This is a genomic window from Aerosakkonema funiforme FACHB-1375 (assembly GCF_014696265.1).
Classification (GTDB): domain Bacteria; phylum Cyanobacteriota; class Cyanobacteriia; order Cyanobacteriales; family Aerosakkonemataceae; genus Aerosakkonema; species Aerosakkonema funiforme_A.
Genome location: NZ_JACJPW010000122.1, coordinates 1 through 23624, shown reverse-complemented (window position 1 = coordinate 23624; position 23624 = coordinate 1). Strand labels below are relative to the sequence as shown.

Genomic DNA, 23624 nt, shown 5'->3' with positions numbered 1-23624 from the left:
CAAGAAACGTCAAATCGCCAAAATTTCCAGGGCAGATATATTCTGCGTCATGCTTTTGAAGGAGAGACAAACTGTCCGGCGGGACAACAATATAAAAGAGCTTTGGCAACGCGATTTGAACAGGAGGCGCAGACTTTAGCTAAACTGACCGGGTGGAATATTAATGATATCCGCAAAAAACTGCCTGTAACTCAAACTCAGCAGACACCTTTTTGGCGAAATATTTGGCCTTGAAAAACGATATTATGTAGGGTGGGCAATGCCCACCAATTACAGCTTTACGTGGGCAATGCCCACCCGACAATTCGCTCCCTAGCCCCATTTAAATTACCATGAATGAATCATCTATAAATAAGTTGCTGGAAGATTTGAAAAAACCGGATGAAGAAGTGCGCGATCGGGCCACATCAGAACTCTGGCGCATCTGGTTCCACCAAAAGGGAGCGATCGGGTTTGAACTGCTGCGTCGCGCTCAGATTTTGATTGAAGCAGGAGAATTTAGCCAAGCTGAAAACGAACTCACACAAGTCATCTCTGACTTGCCTGATTTTGCAGAAGCATGGAATCGACGAGCGGTTCTCTACTACACAATGGGAGAATATAAAAAGGCGATCGAAGATTGTGAAATTGCCATCAAGCTTAACCCAGTTCATTTTGGCGCACTGCACGGTTTGGGGTTGTGCTATGCCGGACTGGGAGAGTACCGCACTGCTATCCAAGCTTTTCGAGAAGCACTTTCTATTCAACCTTATGCTTTAATAAATCAAAGGTTGATTCTGGAATGTACAGCCCGGTTAAGTTAGCAGAGCGAAAATGATCGGAATTGTTATCGTATCTCACAGTGCCAAACTGGCAGCCGGGGTGCAAGAATTGGCAACTCAAATGGTGCAAGGCGAGGTGAAAATAGCCGTTGCCGCCGGAATTGACGATCCGGAGAATCCTTTTGGCACCGATCCTATACAAGTACATCAGGCGATCGAATCTGTTTACAGCGATGATGGCGTTATCGTATTGATGGACTTGGGTAGCGCGGTTTTGAGTGCAGAAATGGCTTTAGAATTTCTGTCAGAAGAACAGCAAAATAAAGTAAAACTCTGCGAAGCACCGCTGGTAGAAGGCACTATTGCCGCAGTCGTTCAAGCAGCTAATGGTGCTGATATCGAGCAAGTTTTAACCGAAGCGCGAGGCGCATTGGCAGCAAAAGTAGCTCAATTGGGAACCCCCCCCATTTCTTCCCCCTCCGTCCACCGAGGAGGACACAAGGAGGGAGCGAAAGAAATATATCTCACTGTCAAAAATCGGATGGGTTTGCACGCTCGTCCCGCTGCTAAATTCGTTGCCACTGCTGGCAAATTTAAATGTGAAATAACGGTGCGGAATGTTTCTGCAAACAGCGATGCGGTCAATGCAAAAAGTATAAATCAGTTAGTGACGCTGGCCGTTTGTCGAGGAGATGAAATTGCGATCGCAGCTTCAGGAAGCGATGCAGATGAAGCTTTGGCAGCATTGCAGCAATTAGTAGAAACCAACTTCGGCGAATCGCTGAAAGATTCCCCCATTCCTCCCCTTTTTCCCACTCCCACTCCCCCCCTTTCCCGCTCTTCTTTATCTGCCATCCCCGCATCTCCAGGCATTGCGATCGGACGGGTGTTTTTGTATCAACAAACATTGGCAGAAATAGAAGATATACAAGTAGATAATCCCCAGACAGAATGGCAGAAATTGCACGCAGCAATTGCCACCGCTCATCGCGAAATTGAAATGCTCCGCCAAAATGCAGCTACGGAAGCGGGAGAACAAGAAGCGGCTATTTTCGATGCACATTTGTTATGTTTGGAAGATCCAACTGTGCTAGAGGCGGCGCGTCAGCGGATTTTTGAATATGGATTAGCTGGCACCACAGCTTGGAAAGTGGTAATAGATAAAACAGCACGTACTTACGAAGCTTTGGCAGACCCTTTCTTACAGGCGCGATCGGCTGATGTCCGGGACGTGGGGCAGCGAGTGCTGCGATTGCTGACAGGCGTAGCAGCAGCACCTCTGAATTTGCCAGAGCCAGCCATTCTGGTAGCTAACGATTTAAGTCCTTCGGAAACGGCGCAGTTAGACAAAACCAAGGTGTTGGGTATTTGTACGGTAAGCGGAAGTGCTAATTCTCACAGCGGTATTCTGGCGCGATCGCTCGGCATTCCCGCCGTGATGGGAGTGAGTGAGGAGTTGTTGCACTTGGAAAATGGCACTCTCATTGTTTTGGATGGGGAAACGGGTGAGGTGTGGGTACAACCAGATGAAGCGCAGTTGAGTGAATTACAAGCAAAACGAGATAGTCGTTTGGCTGCACAAATAGCATTCAAAGAAGTAGCGCAAAAACCTGCTATCACTAGCGATAAACGCGAAATCAAAGTGATGGCAAACATAGGCTCGATCGCAGATGCCAAAGTAGCTGTGAATGCGGGTGCAGAAGGGGTAGGATTGCTGCGAAGCGAGTTCTTGTATTTCCATCGCCACACGCCGCCAAGTGAAGAGGAACAGTTGCAGATATATGAGGCGATCGCTTCTACTATATCACCTCATCCTTTAATTATTCGCACTTTGGATATCGGCGGAGACAAACCAATTTCTTATTTGCATTCCGCATTAGAAACCAATCCTTTCTTGGGATGGCGAGGCATTCGCTTTTCGTTGGATTACCCGGATTTACTGAAAATACAATTAAGAGCAATTCTGCGAACGACGCATCAACATAAGATTAAAGTAATGTTTCCGATGGTGGCGTCAATTACGGAAATTCGCGCCGCTAAAAAAATTCTCGCAACTGCACAAGCAGAGTTACGCCAAGCCGGAATTCTCTTCGATGAAACTATGGCAGTGGGAATTATGATAGAAGTACCCGCTGCTGTAATTTGTGCCGATAAACTAGCAGCAGAAGTTGACTTTTTCAGCATCGGTACTAACGATTTAAGCCAATATGTGATGGCAAGCGATCGCACCAATCCCAAAGTAGCAAATCTTGCCGATGCCTTTGCACCTGCGGTGTTGCGATCGATCGCCCAAACCGTGCAAATTGCCCATAATGCTGGGATTTGGGTAGGCGTGTGCGGTGAGTTGGCTTCCCACTCAAACGCTGTACCTATCTTAGTAGGTTTGGGTGTAGATGAATTGAGCGTAAATGCCGCAGCAATTCCCGCCATCAAGACAGCAATTTCCCAATTAACGATGGCGCAAGCAGAAGCGATCGCCACCGCCGTGTTACAATTAGATTCAGCCGCAGCAGTCAGAGAATATCTTGAAATTCAAATAATGAAACCTAAAGTTTAGTGAGGGTGACATGACTACCAATATATTAGATCCACAATTACAAAATTGGCAGAATTTCTGTCAATATCATGCCAACGCTGACTGGCATGGTACTTGGACTGCCTAGAAGTATACAACATTTCTGTCTGAATATCGCCCCCTTTTGAAACCAACTAAAAACACTTATGAATAGCCAAGAACAAAATTGGACAAATTTATTTGGAAAAATTACCTCTGAAGGCATTGCTTGGCATGGAATATGGACTAGATATTCTCCAGAAAAAGAAGTCCTCGAATCTTTTCAAGGTGTGAGAAATTTTCGAGCAAATGAAAATAAAACAGTTATTACTCACACAAATAACTATATCTATGCCGACGGAAGTACGGCAGAAAAAAGTTGGCAAATTGAGAAAGAAACTTGTAATCAACCTGATGGAATAATGCACCCCGCTCTGTTGTCTATGAGGGCGCTTTCTTTTGGCCAAGGTGTCAATGCTGTGGTATCTAAAATACTTGAAAACGAAGAATATTTCGGCGTTGAGTTATTTTTACAACATGAAAATTTCCGAACTAGCTTAACTCCTATCTATGGAAAGACTGGCGATTTAGAGAGAATGACGTTAATTCGCGAACAACTAGGTAGCTTCCCCGATGAAAAGCCTGAGTTAGAGGTAGATAATATCTCCGGTAATTGGATAGGGAAAAGAGAATATATGACACCCGATTTGAAAGTGTCTCCAGCGAGCGAAACTCAACAACTGGTGTTAGATGCAAACGCTGGTAAAAACAAAACCTTCTTCCTTCCAGATGGAGTCGTTGTCAATGCTCCTAAAAAGGTTGAATTTGGTGAAGAATTTGAGATAGCAGCAGGTAAATTTGTCTCGAAAAACGAGTACAAACGACTCACCGCCAAATATGACGAATCTGGTAAGTTTTCGCTGTTGATATCAGAAGTCTTCGAGCGAAAAGAGTAGACGGCAAAAGGCTGATTAGATTCAGCTAAAGCAGTCACAGAGTATGTTGCACAAAAATTGGCAGGCTAAATTATACTAAACTTATCTTCTAGTCAAACTGCCGGGTGACACTTTTTCCCAAAACTGTCTCGGCTGATTTCCACAAGTTAGACAAGCTTCCATCAGTGGAATCAAGGGTTTGCGGCAATAGACACACACACCGCTTAAATATAGGCTAAGAGCGTCTTTAGGTAAGTCCCGGCATTGCAGGCATCCCCAAAATTCATCAATACTTTTGACAGCTAAAGTGTTGCATTTATCGCATTGCTCGACTTTCCAAAACAGATTTTTCATTGCTTTAACACATAAAATAAGCAAAAACAGCAATCTTCACCGCAAAGCGGCTTCACAGCAAATGAGTCGATCGATCGCTGCATCAAAAGTTTATCATGAATTTACGTCATCTGTCTCTAGGTAGATGTTTGATATTTTTTAGCTAATTTGTGAAGTCAAATACGCAGCAATACTTAGAAAAGACAGATAAGGTAAAAAAAGCTTTCCTTGGTTTTTTTCCGCCTAATTAGACTATAAACATAAAGATATAGGCTTAAAACAATCAAGAGGTAGCTGTGGCTCGTAAACGCTTTATCATCGAAATGGGTATGGGAATTGACCAGCACGGACAGGAACCGACCGTCGCCGCAAAGAGAGCTGTACGCAACGCCATTGCAAACAATGCCTTACCCGGTATTTGGGAAGTCGCCGGTTTGAGCAATCCAAATGAAATGATCGTGGAAGTCCAGGTAGCAGTTCCTTACCCAGAACAAGTCCGTCAAGAAGAAGTATTAGCGGTGCTACCTTTTGGGCGCAAATCTCTCAATGTTGAAAAAGGCGGTATGGTAGTTCAAGGGCGGGCAATTTCCTCACTTAATGATAAAAATGATGAAATGCTAATTGCTGTTGCTGCTGTTACGGTTTTCGTTGATATTGAGTAGTTTAAGGTATTTAACGTAAGTTGCTAGTTATATCATTAAGGCTTTTTAGGTACGTTGTTGCACTTTAGCACTCTTTGAGCCCTAAAGCCCAACAACGTACCCATTATTTATTCCGAACAAGAGCTAATGGAAGTAACTAGCAGGTTAATTTTTTTAAAATACATTCACATACTTTCATATTTCTTTAGAAGCTAGATTATTGTCTAGCTTAACGCTTCTATGTAAAATGATTAATACTGGCCTAAAAACTCGGAACTAACACTTGATGAAATCACGCATATTTACCAAACGACAATGTATGGAGAAAACGATCGATGCTCGAAATTCATAAAATAACCGGACTCAGGGCGCAACACTTTGCCGACCTTATCAGGACTGCACAATTAGTTTTCGATCCAGCTAGGGGTGTTTCTGGCCGCTATCTAAAAGTTGACTGGGAAAAATTTGGAATTCCTTTGGAAGTTGTAGAAAATTTGCAAAGCCTGGGCCAGCAATATCAATTTGCTTCTCCTCACATTCCTGTAGAAGATATTTGGGAAAAATTAACTCCAGAAACTCGTAGATGGTTTGTCGAAAAGAAAGATTATTTATGGCAATTTGAGGAAGCTTTCCCGGCTTTCGATGAAGACTAAAAAATATCGTTTTTCATCTATTGATTAATTAAATAAAAACCCTGCTGCCGGTTTTTATCTGCTTTTCCTCCTAAACGCCCCCACCACAACCCGCTTCGGGTGTGGTGGGTTTTTGAGATAAAGCAATTAGCCTTCTGGCTGTATTGCAGGGCTAGTTGATGTGTCGGGGTACAATCCTAATTGCTTAGCTAATTCGCGGGCAACATGAAATAAAAATTTAGCACCATCTTGGTTATCTTCATGGGCCATTACCGTTCCTATTTGTACCATTGTTTGCACCAAACCAGCATCGAGCAAGTCTAAGTGGGCGTCTAAAACCTCTGGTTCCTGACCGTTCGGACACTTAAACAATTGTTCGATCAAATTGATATAAAGCTCTTGCCGTTGTACTGTCATAACTTTATTTTTGGAAAATTTTAGAGTTTTCGCGCTTAAAGATAAGCATAGAATCATCAAACTATATTTGAAATATCTAAAAAGTATAATTAACTACATTATTTAAATTACGAAATGTTAATAGTTGTTGCGTTCTTAAACTTTTCTTTTAAATTTAATAGCAGAGAGTTTAACTGCGACAGATAGAGCCCTTTTTAGGGAATGTTTGTAGGTTGGGTTGAGAAAATAGCGAGGGTCTTGTTTAAGAGACCGGGTTTCTGGGATATACTTCACGCAACTGAATGCCGTTATAATAAGTGTTTTCTCTGTTTATGCTCTTATAATCGAATAAGTAGAATAGCGGATATTCAAACAGCGGCAAAAGATATGCAATACTTAATCTACGGGTTAGCCATCTATGGATTGGTGCTGGGAGCCGGCTACTTTCTGATTTTTCAAAGGCTTTTAAACTTAACTCTTCAGTACTCTAAAATAACGATCGATCGCGACAACGAGACACCAGATTATGTAAAAGAATTATTTAAAATACCTGTGAATGAAATCGAAAAACTAGGGTTTCAATTCTGTTGTTACTGCCAAGAAGACAACATTTTTGGAGATAAACACTGGCAAGTTCTACTATTCAACAATAATTGCCAGACGTTTGCACAAGCAATCATGTCCGTTTTACCAGACCGGGGCAACCAAGCTAATATTTACTTCTACACATACTTTGAAGATGGCGTTGTACTGCTAACCATGAACGGACTCGTTCACTCTATCATCGGAGAAATGCCTGCCACAATTATACAAGATCCTTATGCCGTCACAACTGAGGAGCAGTGGCAAGTCCATCAAGAAAAACTCAATCAATTAGCAAGGGACAAACAACCGCGAAATCTGTCATTAGAAGCCTTTGTAGAATCGATCGATTCCCATCACTCTGCATACATCAACCACCTTTTAGTTTCCAAACAAATTACCCGTCAAAAAGGCCAAGACTTGTTCGATATCCCCGTCCTAACAGCCCTGAAAACAGCGCTCAAAATCAAACGGGGTACATCCAAGTACACGAAATTGCTCAAGCAACGTGCAGTTAGGGCAAAAATGTCCCCGATTGAGAATGTAGAAATTCCCGTTGAAGTTGAAGTTGAAGCATTCCATATTCTTGATAAATGGGAACAAAGACGTGCTAAAAAAAATCTCAAGCTATGGTTTTTCATAGTAAGTTTGTTGCTATTTCTTCTTTCTTTTACAGCATTTTTTAATGCGGAAACTCTCTTAATTCTGATTGCTGTTCTCTTTCTCCACGAGTTAGGGCATTGGCTCGCAATGAAACTGTACGGTTATGAAAACACATCGATTTTCTTCCTCCCATTTTTTGGGGCGGCGGCGACAGGACGCAAAGACAATGCCACACTCAGCGAAAAAGTTATTGTTTTGCTTGCGGGGCCACTTCCAGGGTTACTTCTGGGCGCTGGTATTGGCATTACTATGCAGGCTAATGGTAATATCCATGACTCTAATGTTTTGTTTATGGCAATCAGTTTGCTAGTAGTTATCAACTACTTAAATTTATTACCCATCATGCCTCTGGATGGAGGGCGTATCGTTAATATACTCTTGTTTTCCCGCCATCCTTATACAGATGTTTTCTTCAAAATTATTACAGTGAGCATTTTTATATTTGCAGGTTTTGGACTGGGAGAAGCACCTTTGCTACCGCTGGGATTTTTAGTTGCTATTACTATACCTTCCAGCTTCCGCAGCGCCAAAGTTTTGCAGAAACTACAGCAGATGCGTCTCCACCAAAACGAGGATGCCAAAAATTTGCTGGCTTCCATTTTCCACACTATCAAAAAATCTGGGTACGCTTCGCTGAATTTTGCCCAAAAATATAGACTTGCTAAAGATATTATCCAACGTTACCAGGAATCTTATGCTAGCTTGACAACAAGGTTGTCTTTATTAGCTTTATATTTGCTCAGTTTAGTCGGAGGTCTGGTGCTTGTAGTTCTCACGTTTGTGCCGTTGCGCTATTTGTCAATAATTTTTTTGAACTTGGTAAGGTAGTTTCGTTGAATATAGGTACACTTTGCACAGATATATCGCAAAATTTTTTCAAAAAGAGGATGACTGGGGAAATGGATGAATATTCGGATATCGATTTGGTGCTAGTCGTAGATGATATTCACTACGAACAAGTTCGCCAAGAGAGACAGGAAATTGCTAGTAATCTTGGTTCCCTACTGGCGGCATTTACTGGCGAACACGTTGGCGAACCGCGACTGCTAATTTGTCTTTATGAAAATCCGCTCATCCACGTTGATTTAAAGTTTGTTTTGTGGGAAAGCTTTAAAAGCGATCGCATCGAAAATCCCGTCATTTTGTGGGAACGGGAAAATCTACTCACCCAAGCTATTTTAGAGAATCCACGCGACTATCCAAAACCGGATTTACAGTGGATCGAAGACCGTTTTTGGGTGTGGATACACTACTGTGCTGGTAAATTAGGCAGAAGCGAACTTTTTGATGTTATCGATGTTATTTCTTATATCCGTGGGATGGTTCTTGCGCCATTAGCGAAAGTACAAGCTGGATTAAAACCTCGTGGTGTGCGTAATTTGGAGAAGGAACTTCCCCATTTGTTACCGGATTTTTGTCAGACAATTCCTTCTAAACACGATGCTGATGAAATTGCGCGATCGCTCCAACACACGGTAAACTTTTATAGGCAGTTGAGGGATGCACTAAAAACACCCGAATTGGTGCTGCGATCGCCAGCCGAAATCGCCTCCACAAATTATCTGCAAACAGTAATCAAAAAACCTAAAATCTAAAAATGTCAAAACCAAAAGTGTTTGTCACTCGCATTCTACCAGATATCGGCATGGAAATGCTGCACCAAATTGCTGAAATCGAAGTTTGGCCCGATCGCTTACCGCCACCCTACGAAATCTTATTAGAAAAAGTGAAAGGCAAAGATGGTTTACTCTGCTTATTAACAGATAAAATCGATAAAAATTTGCTTGAAATATCAGGTTCATCACTAAAAGTAATCAGCCAAATGGCAGTCGGCTACGATAACATCGACATCGCTGCTGCTACCACCAAACGCATCCCCGTCGGACACACTCCCGGCGTGCTAACTGATGCCACAGCCGACTTAACTTGGGCCTTATTAATGACAGCATCGCGGCGAATATTAGAAGCAGATAAATTTACTCGTTCCGGCGAATGGAAAACTTGGGAACCCATTTTATTATTAGGCGCAGATATCAGCGGTGCAACGTTGGGAATCGTTGGTTGCGGACGCATCGGACAAGCGGTTGCGCGTAGGGCTGCTGGTTTCGGAATGCGGATTTTGTATTACAACAAACAGCGTTTAGAACCTTCTTTGGAAGAATCATTAGGTTTGGGATACAGAGAATTTGATGTTTTATTGGCAGAGTCAGACTTTATAACCATCCACACTTCACTTTCTGAAGATACCTATCACTTATTTAGCGATGCCCAGTTTCAAAGAATGAAACAAAATGCAATTTTAATTAACACTGCACGCGGCTCGATCGTCGATGCCGATGCTTTATATCGAGCCTTGACAAATGGTAGAATATCTGGTGCAGCTTTAGACGTCACAGAGCCCGAACCAATTCCTTTAGACAGCCCGTTACTAACTTTAGATAACATTATTATTACACCCCACATTGGCAGCGCCAGTCGCCAAACGCGAGATAAAATGGCGATGATGGCAGCATCTAATTTAGCCGCAGGATTGAAAGGCGAAAAGTTGCCTGATTGCGTGAATCCTGAAGTTTACGGCTAACCATCATGCAGTTTAGATAAAACAAAGGAGTAACACTGATGAACATCGTATTTTCTAAAACAGGTAGAGAAATCAAAGCAGCCATCCAAAAGCGATGCGAACAACTTCAGCAACGCTTGGAAAAGCGCAACCAAGTTTTAGATGAATTCCTCAACGACAAACAAAAAGTACGTTCCTACCTGCTTCGCCCTTCAGAAAATTATTACTCTCACGGTGGAAGCAGCAACTATTTGTTGTATTCCCAAAACGACATTTCCAGCGAACAGAAGCAGCAAATAGACCAACTATGTAAGCGCATTTTCGATATCGAACAAGAGTTACAACGGCTGAAATTAATGACAACCCATTTGGCTGATGACCAAGTTTTCGAGTTAGGTTTCAATGATTTGATTGCTTACGGTTTTGAAGCGAATTTGGAAAGCGAGATGGAATAAAGGGGAGTGCGATCGCATATCCAAAAGCTGAGTTATAGTACAGTCAATCAAATAGAGGATAATAAACTATAATGCCAAAACAACCTCTGGCAGAGGTATTTGGATTCCCGCCAGACAACCTTTCACCAGAAGCAGAACGTTATCGTCGAAATCGCCTTTGTCCTTATAATAATAAAGTTCCTTCTTGCACCAAGGATAAAGCCAACGATCCGTTAGGAGTTTGCAGTGTATTTGAAGGGAATGAGATAGCAATTACCTGTCCGATTCGCTTCCGTCAGGATTGGCTGATTGCAGAAGATGCAGCTTCTTTCTTTTTCCCAGAAAACACAACTTGGACTTCCCTAACCGAAATTCGGCTTAATGATAAAAATGGACTGTCGGCTGGCAATATTGATGTGGTTTTGGTTGCATATAATGACCGAGGTCGCATAATTGATTTTGGGGCATTAGAAATTCAAGCAGTCTACATTTCTGGGAACGTGCGTCAGCCATTTGAGTATTATATGGAAGACCCTAATAATCGCTCGAATATGGATTGGACAGGACAAAAAAACTATCCTCGTCCTGATTATCTATCTTCTTCGCGCAAACGGCTGGCACCGCAGTTAATTTATAAAGGTGGAATATTGAAAACCTGGAATAAAAAGCAGGCTGTAGCATTGCATAAAGGCTTTTTCAATAGGCTGCCAACTTTGCCAGAAGTTGACAAGACGGAAGCCGATATCGCTTGGCTGATTTACGACCTCAAGCATAATCCTGACACAAACTCGTATCACCTATCTCGATCTCGTACAGTTTATACTCAATTTTACCCAGCACTGGAAAGGATTACAATTCCTGAAACTGGTGCGATCGAAGATTTTATCGGTCATTTACAATCAAAGTTAGATGAAAGATTGGATAATCCTCCAGACGCTCCCACATTATTAGATATTCTGTGATAATTTTTAAATGCAACAACTATCCCTGTTTGAAAATAACCAACTCGATCGCATTACCAATGTTTCTTCAGTTCCTCAGCGCAGTCCTTTCCGATATCCAGGTGGAAAAACTTGGTTAGTACCCCGAATTAGACAATGGCTAGATAGTTTACAAAAGCAACCATCTGAGTTTATTGAACCTTTTGCTGGTGGTGGTATCGTCAGTCTCACCGTTGCTTTTGAAGATTTGGCAAATCATGTCACAATGGTGGAAATAGATGAGGAAGTGGCGGCTGTTTGGCATACTATTATTAATGGTGATGGGGAATGGTTAGCCGCTCAAATTGTTAATTTTAATCTATCGCAGACATCTGTAAATACAGTGCTAACGGTAAATAATATTTTAATTCAAGAAAAAGCATTTAAAACTATTTTAAAAAATCGTGTTAATCGGGGTGGTATCTTAGCGGCGGGTGCTGGCACGATCAAAAGTGGTGAAAATGGCAAAGGGTTAAGATCGCGCTGGTATCCTGAGACGCTGAAAAAGAGAATTATAGAAATTATGAAAAGGCGCGAGCGTATTACCTTTATTGAAGGCGATGGTATGGAAGTGTTAAAGGCAAATGCTCATCGTACTGACGCCGTATTTTTTATCGATCCGCCCTATACAGCAGCAGGTAAAAAGGCTGGGAGTCGCCTTTATAATTATTCCGAGATTGACCATGAAGAATTGTTTAGGTTGGCAAGTGCGATCGCAGGTGACTTCCTGATGACTTACGATAATACTGAAGAGGTGCGGCAACTGGCACAAAAACACGGATTTGATACGCAGACTGTGGCGATGAAAAATACCCATCATGCCAAGATGACAGAATTACTAATCGGTCGCAATTTGGATTGGTGTAGATGAGAAGAGTAAACTGGTGTGGGGTATGATGAGTGAGTGCGATCGCATATCCAAAAAGGAACTTAGAGTATACTCAATCAAATATAGTAGTAAGGTGCGTTACACTGCATTAACTCGCCACCTTGTCAATTAAGCCTGCCAAAATTTGTAAAAAAGGACTAATCTTGGTCAATACCACACTAAAATATCCATCTGAGAAGATAGTATCAACCTTTGCAGACAACATGAAATTGCCAGTTCATCGCTGGTTTAGGTATAGTGCTGGTTTTTCTGCACAATGGGTTGAAACCGTTATTACTAAAGCGAAAAAAATGGGAGAGGTTACTCTTCTCGATCCTTTCGCTGGTGCGGGTACAACGTTGCTTGCTGCTGAGAAGGTTGGAGTTGAATGTTATGGCGTTGAAGCTCATCCCTTTATCTATCGCGTAGCAAGAGCAAAGCTTTTATATCGAACTGACGCCGATGCTTATCAGGAGCAGATAATAAAGGTTATAAAATGTGCTGAAAACTTGCAACCTTGTATCGATGATTATCCCAAGCTGATTCGCGAATGTTTCAGTAAAGAATCACTTGAATGCTTAGATAGGTTGCGACAAGCTTCCCATAAATTGTCTGATGATTCTCCGCAATCCAAATTGGTTTGGTTAACGTTAATAGCCATTCTCCGTCATGTTTCTCATGTAGGCACTGCACCTTGGCAGTACATTTTACCGAGCAAAATAAAAAAAACAAGCTTGGAGCCAATGTTAGCTTTTAAACTGATGGCAGAAACCATTGCGACCGATATGAAAATAGCAGAAAAACTAGCCAAACATGAGGCTCAACTGTTTCAATCTGATGCTCGTAGTTGCCTTGGTGTTCCGGATGACTTTGCTAACTTGGTAATCACCTCGCCACCCTACGCGAACAACTATGATTATGCCGATGCTACACGCCTTGAGATGTGCTTCATAGGAGAAATTAAAGGTTGGGGCGATCTTCAGACTGCTGTGCGTCAATACTTAATTCGATCGTGTTCGCAGCACGTAACAAGTAAGAATGTAAATTTGGATGAAGTTCTGACTTCCACCGAATTAGATCCAATTCGATATGATATTATCAAAGTCTGTAACCAGTTATCGCAAGAGCGTCATCTACATGGGGGGAAAAAAAATTATCATCTGATGATTGCGTGCTACTTTTTAGATATGGCGAAAGTTTGGCATTCACTTCGTCGAGTTTGCCAGCATCCTGCAACTGTTTGCTTTGTGATTGGCGATTCTGCTCCCTACGGAATTTATGTGCCGGTAATTGAGTGGATGGGAAAGCTGGCAAAATCTGCGGGATTTGAATCATTCGACTTTGAGCAAATTCGGGATCGCAACGTCAAATGGAAAAACCGCAAGCACAAAGTTCCTCTGTGTGAAGGTTGCTTGTGGGTGCGAGGATAACAAGCACAAAAATAGTTTTTAATAGCTTAATGGCAGAGTCATTTTCACATAAATTGGGTCAGATTATCGGCAACTTAATTCAAGAGTTTATTCGAGAAACACTTGAGGAAGTTGCTAACGAGCAAAGTCTTTACTTGGATTATCAAAAAAAGCGCAAGGCACGCCCTAGTAAAAAGGTATCGTGGGAGGATCGTTATGGCAACTCTCACGACCTTGATTATGTACTCGAACGAGGTGGGACAGAAAATACTCGCGGACTTCCAGCCGCATTTATTGAGACTGCATGGCGACGCTACACTAAGCATTCTAGAAACAAAGCTCAAGAAATCGAAGGAGCGCTTATCCCTCTGGCAGATACTTATAGTCACTTGCGCCCATTCTTAGGTGCTATCCTGGCAGGTGTTTTTACTCCCGGTTCCCTTAATCAATTACAATCTAAAGGGTTTGAAATTCTCTATCTTCAATATGACAGCATAGTTCAGGCATTTGCATCTGTTGGGATTGACGCATCTTTTGATGAAAAGACACCAGAAGTAGAGTTTCAGAATAAGATTGGCCAATGGAATACATTATCGCCGCCAGAAGTTGCAGAAATTAAAAATAAATTACTAAGTTTAGAAAAAGTTAGTATAGATAGCTTTATAAATTCTTTACATCAGTCATTTTCACGCCGCATTCAGGGGGTAACGGTTACTGTCCTACACGGACTGCCTCAGCAAATTACTAATATCGAGCAAGCTATTGAATACATTGAAAATTATGCAGATACTCAACCCACGCCCGCGTCGGCATTGAAGTACGAAGTCGATATTCGCTATAACAATGGAGATTTAATTCATGCGATCTTACAGACTAAAGCTGAAACCATTAGATTTTTAAGGACGTTTGCTTGAAAATTTGCGAGAGTGCGATCGCGCAGCGATGCGTAGCATTATCGCTTTGGGTGATTAATGTTTGTCGTAGTTAGTATGAAAGTAAAATGTGGGCGAATCTAACTTTACGGTTATCCGAATCTCAACAGGTGTAAAATAAAGTGACGATGGGTATGCAGCCACTACTACAGAAGTGCGATCCCTACTTTAAAAATTGATTTCCTACCAAATCAAAACAATATGAAAAAACTCATCAACAACCCCAACGATGTAGTACGCGAAAGTCTGGAAGGCATGGCAATCGCCCATCCCGACCTGATCAAAGTCCACTTCGACCCCCACTTTATCTACCGCGCCGATGCACCAATTCACAACAAAGTGGCTATTATCTCCGGCGGCGGTAGCGGACACGAACCGATGCACGGCGGTTTTGTCGGTTTTGGAATGCTGGATGCTGCTTGTCCGGGCGAAGTTTTCACCTCTCCGACGCCCGACCAAATGTTAGAAGCTGCCAAAATGGTAAACAGCGGTGCAGGTGTTCTCAATATCGTCAAAAACTATAGTGGCGATATTATGAATTTCGAGATGGCGGCGGAACTCGCCCATTCAGAAAATATCCAAGTTGCCAATATTTTGATTGATGATGATGTCGCCGTGAAAGATAGTTTGTACACGCAAGGACGGCGGGGTGTTGGCACTACTGTTTTGGCTGAAAAAATTTGCGGTGCTGCTGCACAAGCGGGATATAATTTAAAGCAAGTTGCCAATCTTTGCCGCCAAGTTAATATCAACGGACGCAGTATGGGAATGGCGCTGACTTCCTGCACTGTACCCGCGAAAGGTTCGCCCACTTTTCAACTCGGCGATGATGAAATGGAAGTGGGGATTGGTATCCACGGGGAACCGGGAAGACAAAGAATGTCGCTGAAATCGGCGGATGAAATTACGGAAATGTTGGCTATTTCGATTATCGAAGATTCTGCTTATACTCGCACGGTGCGGGAATGGGATGCAAACAAAGGTGAATGGGTAGAGGTAGAATTGATTAATCCACCGTTACAAAGTGGCGATTCGGTTCTCGCTTTTGTCAATGGTATGGGAGGTACTCCTCTGTCTGAGTTGTATATTGTTTATCGCAAATTGGCAGAAATTTGCGATCGGAAGGGATTGAAGATTGTACGAAATTCGATCGGCCCTTACATCACCTCTTTGGAAATGCAAGGTTGTTCTATCACTTTGCTCAAAATGAATGATGAAATGATTAAACTTTGGGATGCGCCAGTCAAAACACCTGCTTTCCGTTGGGGGATGTAATATTATGACCGCAGCTATCAATTCTAAATTTGTCAAGATTCAGGGTGCAAATATTCATTATCTCGAATCGGGAGAACAGAATACCAAATCAGTGTTGTTTCTCCACGGCGCAAGTTTTAGTTCCCAAACTTGGAAAGATATCGGGACTCTGAATCTATTAGCTGAAAAAGAATACAGGGCAGTTGCTGTGGATGTTCCCGGATATGGAAATTCTGAGAGAATATCTGGTTCGCCTGGAGAGTTTTTGCTGGAAGTAATTGAGGTATTAAACTTAAATAAACCAGTTTTAATATCTCCATCTATGAGTGGAAATTACAGTTTACCTTTTGTTGTCAATCATTCAGAAAAGTTGAGCGGGTTTGTTCCTGTTGCGCCTGTGGGGATTATGATGTTTACTCAGCAATTGCAAGGAATCCAATTGCCGACGCTGGCAATTTGGGGAAGTAATGATACGATCGTCCCTGTGGCAATTGCCGATGAGTTGCTGAAAGTGATGCCGAATGCCGATAAGATAGTATTGGAAAATGCGGGTCACGCCTGCTATATGCGGGCAACTGATGAGTTTCACCAACACTTAATTAATTTTTGCGATCGCTGTTTATCAAAAAGTTAAAAATATGCTTACAAAACAGCAAATTTTAGACTGGTTGCAGTCTGTTGCAGTAGTTTTAGAACAGAATAAAAATTATCTGACGGAACTCGATGCCGCTATTGGCGATGCGGATCACGGTATCAATATGAATCGCGGTTTCCAAAAGGTAATTACTCAATTACCCGGTGTCGCCGATAAAGATATCGGTACTATTCTCAAAACAGTTAGCATGACTCTAATTTCCTCTGTCGGTGGTGCTAGCGGCCCACTTTACGGTACTCTATTTTTGAGGGCGAGTACGGCAGCTGCGGGAAAGCAGGAATTAAACAATCAAGATACGATCGCTTTCTTGGAAGCTGCTGTCGATGGTGTTGTACAAAGGGGTAAAGCGAACTTGGGTGATAAAACAATGTTGGATGCTTTATCACCAGCTAAAAATGCTTTTAAGCAAGCCGTTGCTGATGGTGCGAGTACGCAAGAAGCGTTACAAAAAGCGGTAGCTGCTGCTGAGGAAGGAGTGAAAAATACGATACCTTTGGTGGCGAAGAAAGGAAGAGCGAGTTATTTGGGCGATCGCAGCATCGGTCACCAAGACCCAGGTGCTACTTCATCTTATCTTATCCTCAAAACTCTGTTAGAAACCATCACCCCTGCATGACATTTAATCGCCCTCCAGAAAACGGGTTTCTTTCGCTTAAAAAGCTAGAATTTTGTTGAATCCATCTTGAGAAACCCGGTTTCTTAGCAATGACATACGATCGCCGTCAATTTATCACCACTTTTGGCATGGCAGCATTAGCTACCCAATTGCCACAAATCGCCAAAGCTGACTCTTTTCCACCATCACAAATTATTAAACCGCCCCAACTGAAAGTAGGCGATACGGTTGGGTTAGTTAACCCTGCTGGTGTTACTTCTGCTGAAGATATCGAAGATGCCAAGAAAACGTTAGAATCGCTGGGATTAAAAATTAAATTGGGCAATCATTTGCTCGATCGCTACGGTTATCTGGCAGGTAAAGATAGCGATCGCGCTGCTGATGTCAATGCTATGTTTGCCGATTCATCAGTGCAGGCAATCATCGCCGGACGAGGCGGTTGGGGTTGCAATCGCATTTTACCATTGTTGGATTACAAACTCATCCGCAACAATCCAAAAATTATGATGGGCTACAGCGATATTACTTCGTTGCTGTTAGCAATTTATGTGAAAAGTGGTGTGGTAACTTTTCACGGGCCAGTGGGAACATCCACTTGGAATGAGTTTACAACAAATTACGCCAAGCGGATTTTGTTTAATGGTGAAAATGTGGTGATGCAAAATCCCCCTAGTAGCGGCGAAACTACCACTACTCCCATTTGTACGCAAACAATTACCCCCGGAAAAGCTAAGGGTAAATTGGTGGGTGGCAATTTATCTGTGTTGGCAGCAATGGTAGGGTCTGCTTATCTGCCTGACTGGAAACAAACTATTTTATTTGTGGAAGAAGTGGAAGAGGAAGTTTACCGAGTTGACCGGATGCTGACGCAACTGAAATTGGCAGGAATTCTCAACCAAATTGCTGGTTTTATTTTTGGACAATGTACTGATTGCGATCCAAAGGATCGGGAAAAATCGCTCACACTGATGCAAGTTTTAAGAGAACACATACAACCATTGGGAATTCCTGCTTGGTACGGTTCGGCGATCGGTCATATTAAAGATAAGTTTACTTTGCCAATTGGCGTGCAAGTACAAATCGATGCGCTCTCCGGCACTATTGAGATGTTAGAGAGCGCTACAATTAGTCGATCGCACTAATTACGATAGCTGCCCACAAGCTCAGATTCTTGTTGTTTGAGGCGATAACCTACACCGTGAACTGTTTCGATCAAGTCATTAGGGGCTCCTACCGATCTGAGTTTGTTGCGTAAACTTTTGATGTGAGCTTTTACAGTACTTTCTTCTGGGGGAGATTCTAGCGACCAAATCCTTTCGATGATCACACTGCGGGGCAATACCCGGCGACCGTTACGGAGAAAAAGTTCCAGCAAACAGTATTCTTTCGGGGTTAAATGCAGACATCGATCTTGATAAGCGACTTCATAAGTACTTGGATCGAGGCGCAAGTTTCCCCACCCCAAAACTGGCGGTAAAGAAAAAATTCCCCGTCGCAGTAAAGCACGAATTCGCGCAAATAGTTCTTGTAGATCGATCGGTTTGACGATATAATCATCTGCTCCGGCATCCAATCCGTTGACTTTATCCGTGCTGGTGTCGAGGGCTGTAATTATGATTACAGGTAGGCTGTAACCGTGCGATCGCAATCGTTTGCAAAGCGTCAGCCCATCCAGTTCCGGAAGCATCACATCTAACAGAATCAAGTCGTAGCAAAGGGTTTTGATTTGTTGCCAAGCAGATTCCCCATCGTGGACGACATCAACTACATAACGCTGATCCGTCAGGGCTTCTGATAGAGCTTCAGCAACCAACAAATCATCTTCGACTAGGAGAATCCTCATAGTGGAGATATCTTTCAAATTTAAAGGTGAACGGATGCAAAAACTACAAAACTGTATACCTGTTTTAGGGAGAATGATTTAAAACAAATTGGTTTCAACTTAAACAATGTTTGGACAAAAAACAGCCGACTTCATCCCTCTTTCTTGAGGGTGATGCCAATAAAAAGTTTGTCATTTTAGGCCGATCCCCGTGTGGTTAGCCCCGATCTTTCTCAGGGTAAGCAGGAGAATTCTGCCCTTTCATTAAATTATTACAGGATTTGACAAACATTAAGAAGATATATGGAAACTAATTAGGCATTTCCACGGGACAACGAGGGATCTAGAAGAGATGGGGTGAGGGGGGAAAAGCAGGAAAGCTTCTTAATTCAAAGCTTTTAGCAGCTTCCTCCTTAAAATTAAGAAAAATGAAACGCTCTAAAGTTTTCTAGGGCTTGAACAACACGGCCCTAGTTGTGCGATCGCTCTGCTTATATACCACATAAAGATGAAATTTATACTTCACTTAAAAAAAATATAAACTAGCTTTTAGATTGGGGGATTTGAAGGGCGTTGCAAAAGTTACAAGATAGAAGTAGCACTCTATTTGGTAAAATGGAGAACGAAGTAAAGATGTCCGTGATTCCTAAAAACATCGAGCCTTACGAAACAGCCTGCGAGCAATGTGAGAACACCTTGGAAGTAAAGGTTGGCCAAGAAAAACTCTGCATTTTAAAAGAGGAACTAGCGGCTTGTCAAGCAGCACAAGCCGAACGCCAGCACTACAAGGATCTGTTCGATTTGGCACCGGATGGCTACCTGGTGACGGACGCACAAGGAGTAATTCAGGAAGCCAACCGCGCTGCTGCAACTCTACTCAACGTGTCCCAGGAATTTTTGGCGGGTAAACCCTTGGTAATTTTTGTCGCCGAACAACAGCGTCGGTTGTTTCACGCCAAACTGACGAGGCGGATGCGCCTCAGCAATCCCGTACAGGAATGGGACGTGCTGCTTGTGCCGTGCGATCGCGAACCAATTAACGCTAGTGCCAGGGTAACTCTAATGCGCGATCGCGAAGGCAAACCAGTCGCCTTGGGTTGGTTGCTGCGGGACATCAGCGATCGCAAGCAAGCAGAGTTGGCGCTGCGGAAAAGAAAGCGTTTAATTCAACAAATTGCGAACACAACTCCCAACTTAATTTATATCTTCGATCTCAAGCAAAAACGTAATATCTACATAAATCGCCAAGCTTATTCCTGCTTTGGTTACACGCCGTCAGAAATTCAAGCAATGGGATCGACATTTTTTACAGAAATTTTTCACCCTGACTGCTTGCCGAAACTTGCAGAAATCAAAAACCGATTTGCCACAGCTAAGGATGGTGAAGTACTCGAACACGAATTTTTCATCAAAAATATCTACGGAGAATGGCGCTGGTTTCATTCCTGGGATATCGTCTTTACCAGAAATGCCGACGGTACGCCAGAACAAATACTCGGTACCGCCATAGATATAACCGATCGCAAGCACGCAGAAGAGATCAGTCTGGATCTGGAAAGAGATAAAGAAATCAGCCAATTACAGAACCGCTTTTTTACTATGGCATCTCACGATTTCCGCAGTCCCCTCAGCGCTATTTTAGCTTCGGCTCAATTACTGGAAAATGCCAACGAAGAATTAACAAAAGAAAAAAGGCTCAGGAATATCCAGCGCATTCAAGCCTCTGCTAAAACAATGACACAATTATTAGATGATATTTTGACAATCAATAGAGCCGACACCGGAAAGCTAGAGTTCGAGCCCAAACTAATCGATCTAAAAAATATTTGCCGCGCTGTCGTCAAGAAAACAGAGATTGCCGCTGCAAGCAACTACAGAATTAATTTTCGCAGTGAAGGTAAATGTAAAATTGCTTATATGGACGACAAACTGCTGCAAAAAATACTCGAAAATTTGCTCTCGAATGCGATTAAGTATTCGCCGCAGGGAGGTAATATTGATTTTACCATAGTTTGCGAACCGGCAGAGGGAAGCGTAGCGGGAATGGCTACTTTCCGAATTAGCGATCGCGGCATTGGTATCCCACCCAAAGATCGAAAATATTTGTTTGAAGCATTCCATCGCGGCAAAAATGTTGGTACTATTCCAGGTTCGGGACTCGGACTTACCGTTGTCAAAAAATGCTTGCAATTACACGGCGGCAGCATCGCAGTAGAAAGTGAAGTTGGGGTAGGTACAACCTTTACAGTTACTATTCCTTCTTCTCCTGCATCTTTCTGAGAGTTTAGATTATCAAGCTACTAAGGATCTCGACATAAATAAACCTTGTTTACCTCATTTTGGCTCTCTCGTTTTTGTCCTGATAACAAAAACTTACCTTATCGTAGAGTGGGTTAGGCACGGACAATAAGTTTAGCATTTTCAACCAATAATTAATGAACCGTGCCGTAACCCACCATCCCACACATCTTTAACATAAACAAACATTTTTCACCATAAACCAGAAAAGCTGTAATTGCTTAAGAAACAGCAATTAGTTGACAGAAAAATCCTCCTGTCCGATCTGATTGGCTTGAATATTGTTCAAAGTAGCTAACAGTTGACCAGTGCTTTTAATGGTGATAATAGTGTTATTGCTGCTAGGCGCGATCGCTAACTGTTGGAAAGTCAAATTACCCTGTAAGTAAATCAAATCTACACCATCTTGGAAGTCAGCGATCGTATCGCCGACCGTGGTATAAGCAAACACAAACAAGTCGCGTCCGCTACCACCTGTGAGGAAATCGCTACCCAAATCTCCTGCCAGCCAGTCATCGCCAGCGCCGCCATAGAGAGAGTCATTATCTTTACCGCCAATGAGGGTATCGTTGCCTTCTTCTCCATTCAGCCAATCTTGTCCTTCATTACCGAACAGCCAATCATTACCGATACCGCCACACAGGTAATCTTGCTCCCCATTAGCGCCAACAGCAGAAGAACTGCCATTCCCGCCGTAGAGAGTGTCGTTGCCATCCTCACCGCACAAACTATCGTTGCCTAAATCGCCTAACAGCGCATCATCCCCCGCATCTCCGCAAACAATGTCATTATTTAGACCGCCTCGCACCGTATCATTACCGTCATTGCCGAACAGCGTATCATCGCCAGCATTACCATTAAGCACATCATCCCCATCGCCGCCAAATAACAAATCGCGTCCGTCAAAAAGATCCGTTTCGCTAGCACCGCCAAACACAGTATCATTTCCCACATCGCCACTCACAGTATCATCCCCATAATCCCCCCACAGCAAGTCATCATTTTGACCGCCTCGCACCAAGTCATTCTCTTGACCGCCACGGACAGTATCGTTGCCAGCGTTACCGTTGAGTACGTCGCTGCCAGCGTTACCGTTGAGTATATCGTTGCCAGCGTTACCCGCAATCCAGTCTCTTTCCCTACTACCAAAACCAGTATCGTTACCGTCACCGCCGAATAAGTTATCGTTACCTTCTTTCCCTACTAACAAGTCATCGCCACCATTACCGAAAAGTCCATCATTAGCAGCAGTACCGCTGAGAGTTTCGTTACCATCACCGCCGAATAAGTTGTTATCAGTTGGATTTTCGTCAACCGATACACCAGGTAAACTGTCAGGACTGGTAGGAGGAATTTGGTCGCAAAAACAATCCGTATCTGCGTTAATAACTGTCAAATTAAATGGGTTGGTAACGCTAGCACCCGCATTGTCAGTTGCTTTGACAACTAACGTGAAAGTACCCACATCGCTAGCGGAAGGTTCGCCAACAAAATTCCGCGTAAATGAATTGAAAAATAACCAACTCGGTAGAGGTTCGCCGTTAATTAAAGTAGCGGTATAGGTGAGGTTATCGCCAACATCAATATCTTTGAAAGTGTCAGCGGGGAAGCTGTAATTAAACAAGTCATTGGCGAACGCGGTTTTCTGGGTGATGGGATTAAAGACAAAAGGCGCGTCGTTAACTGGGTTAACTGTTAAATTCACAGTTGCGCCACTATTGGCATAATTCCCACCATCAAAACCATTCCAACCAAAACTTGTAGAACCGTTCCAGTTAGCATCCGGAGTAAAGCGGATATTTCCTAAATCAGCAGCAGCAATTTCTTGATTAACGGCGACATTGCTACCATTCAGATTCAGCGTACCGTTGCTGGGAAGAGAAGTAACTTTGATTTTGCTTAAGCTATCTCCATCAACATCAGTGAATTTGCTGGTAAAGTCAGCAGCACTAAAACTGATATCGCTATCTTCGTTCCCTGACTTGTCGATATTGCTGACAGTAGGCGCGTTGTCATCGTTGGTAATATTACCGACACCTTGGTTATCGGCTATTGTTGCATTGCTAGGATTAGATAAATTGATAAAAAAGGTTTCGCCACCTTCGATTAATCTGTCCCCATTGACTGCAACCGAAATAATTTTAGAAGTTTCTCCCGGATTGAAAGTTAGTTGGGTAGTGGAAATAGCGTTGTAAGTAGTCGGACAAAAGTAATCGACACTGTATGAACTTTTGTTAAGGCACTTGCAGGAGTGCGATCGCTACCCACGGATAGTACAAATGTATTGTAAAAATTGACA

The 23624-nt window shown here is 42.8% G+C and carries 23 protein-coding genes and 2 pseudogenes; 20 read left to right on the top strand and 5 right to left on the bottom strand.

Annotated features, from left to right (window positions below; genetic code table 11):
• From H6G03_RS31400 to H6G03_RS31385, 5 genes and pseudogenes are all read left to right on the top strand, one after another.
• Window positions 1-234 (top strand): annotated as a pseudogene (locus tag H6G03_RS31400) (DUF2330 domain-containing protein); the annotation flags it as partial.
• A 98-nt stretch (window positions 235-332) separates the two neighbouring features.
• On the top strand, window positions 333-803 hold the full coding sequence (locus H6G03_RS31395) for a tetratricopeptide repeat protein (RefSeq protein WP_190473801.1): 471 nt from the start codon (window positions 333-335) through the stop codon (window positions 801-803).
• Between the two features lie 10 nt (window positions 804-813).
• On the top strand, window positions 814-3318 hold the full coding sequence (gene ptsP / locus H6G03_RS31390) for a phosphoenolpyruvate--protein phosphotransferase (protein WP_190473799.1): 2505 nt from the start codon (window positions 814-816) through the stop codon (window positions 3316-3318).
• Between the two features lie 10 nt (window positions 3319-3328).
• Entirely contained in the window at window positions 3329-3424 is a 96-nt protein-coding gene (locus H6G03_RS38385) for a DUF3598 family protein (RefSeq protein ID WP_242056909.1), read from the top strand.
• Between the two features lie 58 nt (window positions 3425-3482).
• Window positions 3483-4271: a DUF3598 family protein gene (locus H6G03_RS31385; RefSeq protein ID WP_190473798.1), complete on the top strand. Its 789-nt coding sequence runs from the start codon at window positions 3483-3485 to the stop codon at window positions 4269-4271.
• Between the two features lie 81 nt (window positions 4272-4352).
• Here H6G03_RS31385 and H6G03_RS31380 read toward each other — a convergent pair whose 3' ends face one another.
• Window positions 4353-4604 (bottom strand): hypothetical protein, encoded by a 252-nt coding sequence (locus H6G03_RS31380; protein ID WP_190473797.1) that lies wholly within the window; start codon window positions 4602-4604, stop codon window positions 4353-4355.
• Window positions 4605-4879: 275 nt separating this feature from the next.
• Here H6G03_RS31380 and H6G03_RS31375 point away from each other — a divergent pair, with 275 nt between their 5' ends.
• Both H6G03_RS31375 and H6G03_RS31370 read left to right on the top strand, forming a co-directional pair.
• On the top strand, window positions 4880-5245 hold the full coding sequence (locus tag H6G03_RS31375) for a Lin0512 family protein (RefSeq protein WP_190473796.1): 366 nt from the start codon (window positions 4880-4882) through the stop codon (window positions 5243-5245).
• A 314-nt stretch (window positions 5246-5559) separates the two neighbouring features.
• Entirely contained in the window at window positions 5560-5877 is a 318-nt protein-coding gene (locus H6G03_RS31370; protein ID WP_190473795.1) for a hypothetical protein, read from the top strand.
• Between the two features lie 126 nt (window positions 5878-6003).
• On the opposite strand, the gene H6G03_RS31365 is transcribed toward H6G03_RS31370, so the two are convergent.
• The gene (locus H6G03_RS31365; RefSeq protein WP_190473794.1) at window positions 6004-6273 is read right to left on the bottom strand and encodes a hypothetical protein; all 270 of its coding nucleotides are present in this window, start codon (window positions 6271-6273) and stop codon (window positions 6004-6006) included.
• Between the two features lie 366 nt (window positions 6274-6639).
• Here H6G03_RS31365 and H6G03_RS31360 point away from each other — a divergent pair, with 366 nt between their 5' ends.
• The 12 genes from H6G03_RS31360 to H6G03_RS31305 all read left to right on the top strand — a co-directional run bounded on the left by H6G03_RS31360 (window position 6640) and on the right by H6G03_RS31305 (window position 18347).
• On the top strand, window positions 6640-8325 hold the full coding sequence (locus H6G03_RS31360) for a site-2 protease family protein (protein WP_190473793.1): 1686 nt from the start codon (window positions 6640-6642) through the stop codon (window positions 8323-8325).
• 59 nt (window positions 8326-8384) lie between these two features.
• Window positions 8385-9092, top strand: a complete 708-nt coding sequence (locus H6G03_RS31355; protein WP_190473791.1) for an aminoglycoside 6-adenylyltransferase — start codon at window positions 8385-8387, stop codon at window positions 9090-9092.
• Window positions 9093-9094: 2 nt separating this feature from the next.
• Window positions 9095-10078: a 2-hydroxyacid dehydrogenase gene (locus H6G03_RS31350; protein WP_190473789.1), complete on the top strand. Its 984-nt coding sequence runs from the start codon at window positions 9095-9097 to the stop codon at window positions 10076-10078.
• Window positions 10079-10116: 38 nt separating this feature from the next.
• Window positions 10117-10512 (top strand): hypothetical protein, encoded by a 396-nt coding sequence (locus H6G03_RS31345; protein WP_190473785.1) that lies wholly within the window; start codon window positions 10117-10119, stop codon window positions 10510-10512.
• A gap of 71 nt (window positions 10513-10583) precedes the next feature.
• Complete coding sequence (locus H6G03_RS31340; RefSeq protein WP_190473782.1) at window positions 10584-11453, top strand: NotI family restriction endonuclease; 870 nt, start codon at window positions 10584-10586, stop codon at window positions 11451-11453.
• Window positions 11454-11463: 10 nt separating this feature from the next.
• Window positions 11464-12342 carry a DNA adenine methylase gene (locus H6G03_RS31335; RefSeq protein ID WP_190473780.1) on the top strand — a complete coding sequence of 293 codons (879 nt, stop codon included), beginning with the start codon at window positions 11464-11466 and terminating at the stop codon, window positions 12340-12342.
• Between the two features lie 221 nt (window positions 12343-12563).
• On the top strand, window positions 12564-13769 hold the full coding sequence (locus H6G03_RS31330; protein WP_190473803.1) for a DNA methyltransferase: 1206 nt from the start codon (window positions 12564-12566) through the stop codon (window positions 13767-13769).
• 29 nt (window positions 13770-13798) lie between these two features.
• A complete protein-coding gene (locus H6G03_RS31325) occupies window positions 13799-14662 on the top strand; it encodes a DNA methylase (RefSeq protein WP_190473778.1) in 864 nt (287 codons plus the stop codon).
• Window positions 14663-14881: 219 nt separating this feature from the next.
• Window positions 14882-15955, top strand: coding sequence for a dihydroxyacetone kinase subunit DhaK (gene dhaK, locus H6G03_RS31320; protein ID WP_190473776.1), 1074 nt, complete (start codon window positions 14882-14884; stop codon window positions 15953-15955).
• A gap of 4 nt (window positions 15956-15959) precedes the next feature.
• On the top strand, window positions 15960-16568 hold the full coding sequence (locus H6G03_RS31315) for an alpha/beta fold hydrolase (protein WP_190473774.1): 609 nt from the start codon (window positions 15960-15962) through the stop codon (window positions 16566-16568).
• 4 nt (window positions 16569-16572) lie between these two features.
• The gene (gene dhaL / locus H6G03_RS31310; RefSeq protein ID WP_190473772.1) at window positions 16573-17205 is read left to right on the top strand and encodes a dihydroxyacetone kinase subunit DhaL; all 633 of its coding nucleotides are present in this window, start codon (window positions 16573-16575) and stop codon (window positions 17203-17205) included.
• 89 nt (window positions 17206-17294) lie between these two features.
• Window positions 17295-18347 carry a S66 peptidase family protein gene (locus H6G03_RS31305; protein WP_190473770.1) on the top strand — a complete coding sequence of 351 codons (1053 nt, stop codon included), beginning with the start codon at window positions 17295-17297 and terminating at the stop codon, window positions 18345-18347.
• On the opposite strand, the gene H6G03_RS31300 is transcribed toward H6G03_RS31305, so the two are convergent.
• Complete coding sequence (locus H6G03_RS31300; protein WP_190473768.1) at window positions 18344-19048, bottom strand: response regulator transcription factor; 705 nt, start codon at window positions 19046-19048, stop codon at window positions 18344-18346. The genes H6G03_RS31305 and H6G03_RS31300 overlap by 4 nt on opposite strands.
• A gap of 594 nt (window positions 19049-19642) precedes the next feature.
• On the opposite strand from H6G03_RS31300, the gene H6G03_RS31295 reads away from it, so the two are divergent.
• A complete protein-coding gene (locus tag H6G03_RS31295) occupies window positions 19643-21307 on the top strand; it encodes a sensor histidine kinase (RefSeq protein WP_190473765.1) in 1665 nt (554 codons plus the stop codon).
• 253 nt (window positions 21308-21560) lie between these two features.
• Here H6G03_RS31295 and H6G03_RS31290 read toward each other — a convergent pair whose 3' ends face one another.
• Window positions 21561-23030 carry a putative Ig domain-containing protein gene (locus H6G03_RS31290; RefSeq protein WP_190473763.1) on the bottom strand — a complete coding sequence of 490 codons (1470 nt, stop codon included), beginning with the start codon at window positions 23028-23030 and terminating at the stop codon, window positions 21561-21563.
• A gap of 42 nt (window positions 23031-23072) precedes the next feature.
• Window positions 23073-23510 (bottom strand): annotated as a pseudogene (locus H6G03_RS39610) (cadherin-like domain-containing protein); the annotation flags it as partial.
• Window positions 23511-23624: the final 114 nt, after the last annotated feature.

Coding starts and splice junctions, on each gene's coding strand:
- H6G03_RS31305 (WP_190473770.1), top strand. CDS start 17,295: ATGACATACGATCGCCGTCAATTTATCACCACTTTTGGCATGGCAGCA.
- dhaL (WP_190473772.1), top strand. CDS start 16,573: ATGCTTACAAAACAGCAAATTTTAGACTGGTTGCAGTCTGTTGCAGTA.
- H6G03_RS31370 (WP_190473795.1), top strand. CDS start 5,560: ATGCTCGAAATTCATAAAATAACCGGACTCAGGGCGCAACACTTTGCC.
- H6G03_RS31340 (WP_190473782.1), top strand. CDS start 10,584: ATGCCAAAACAACCTCTGGCAGAGGTATTTGGATTCCCGCCAGACAAC.
- H6G03_RS31355 (WP_190473791.1), top strand. CDS start 8,385: ATGACTGGGGAAATGGATGAATATTCGGATATCGATTTGGTGCTAGTC.
- H6G03_RS31365 (WP_190473794.1), bottom strand. CDS start 6,273: ATGACAGTACAACGGCAAGAGCTTTATATCAATTTGATCGAACAATTG.
- H6G03_RS31360 (WP_190473793.1), top strand. CDS start 6,640: ATGCAATACTTAATCTACGGGTTAGCCATCTATGGATTGGTGCTGGGA.
- H6G03_RS31345 (WP_190473785.1), top strand. CDS start 10,117: ATGAACATCGTATTTTCTAAAACAGGTAGAGAAATCAAAGCAGCCATC.
- H6G03_RS31380 (WP_190473797.1), bottom strand. CDS start 4,604: ATGAAAAATCTGTTTTGGAAAGTCGAGCAATGCGATAAATGCAACACT.
- H6G03_RS31350 (WP_190473789.1), top strand. CDS start 9,095: ATGTCAAAACCAAAAGTGTTTGTCACTCGCATTCTACCAGATATCGGC.
- H6G03_RS31335 (WP_190473780.1), top strand. CDS start 11,464: ATGCAACAACTATCCCTGTTTGAAAATAACCAACTCGATCGCATTACC.
- H6G03_RS31395 (WP_190473801.1), top strand. CDS start 333: ATGAATGAATCATCTATAAATAAGTTGCTGGAAGATTTGAAAAAACCG.
- H6G03_RS31325 (WP_190473778.1), top strand. CDS start 13,799: ATGGCAGAGTCATTTTCACATAAATTGGGTCAGATTATCGGCAACTTA.
- H6G03_RS31315 (WP_190473774.1), top strand. CDS start 15,960: ATGACCGCAGCTATCAATTCTAAATTTGTCAAGATTCAGGGTGCAAAT.
- H6G03_RS31330 (WP_190473803.1), top strand. CDS start 12,564: ATGAAATTGCCAGTTCATCGCTGGTTTAGGTATAGTGCTGGTTTTTCT.
- H6G03_RS38385 (WP_242056909.1), top strand. CDS start 3,329: ATGACTACCAATATATTAGATCCACAATTACAAAATTGGCAGAATTTC.
- dhaK (WP_190473776.1), top strand. CDS start 14,882: ATGAAAAAACTCATCAACAACCCCAACGATGTAGTACGCGAAAGTCTG.
- H6G03_RS31300 (WP_190473768.1), bottom strand. CDS start 19,048: ATGAGGATTCTCCTAGTCGAAGATGATTTGTTGGTTGCTGAAGCTCTA.
- ptsP (WP_190473799.1), top strand. CDS start 814: ATGATCGGAATTGTTATCGTATCTCACAGTGCCAAACTGGCAGCCGGG.
- H6G03_RS31295 (WP_190473765.1), top strand. CDS start 19,643: ATGGAGAACGAAGTAAAGATGTCCGTGATTCCTAAAAACATCGAGCCT.
- H6G03_RS31385 (WP_190473798.1), top strand. CDS start 3,483: ATGAATAGCCAAGAACAAAATTGGACAAATTTATTTGGAAAAATTACC.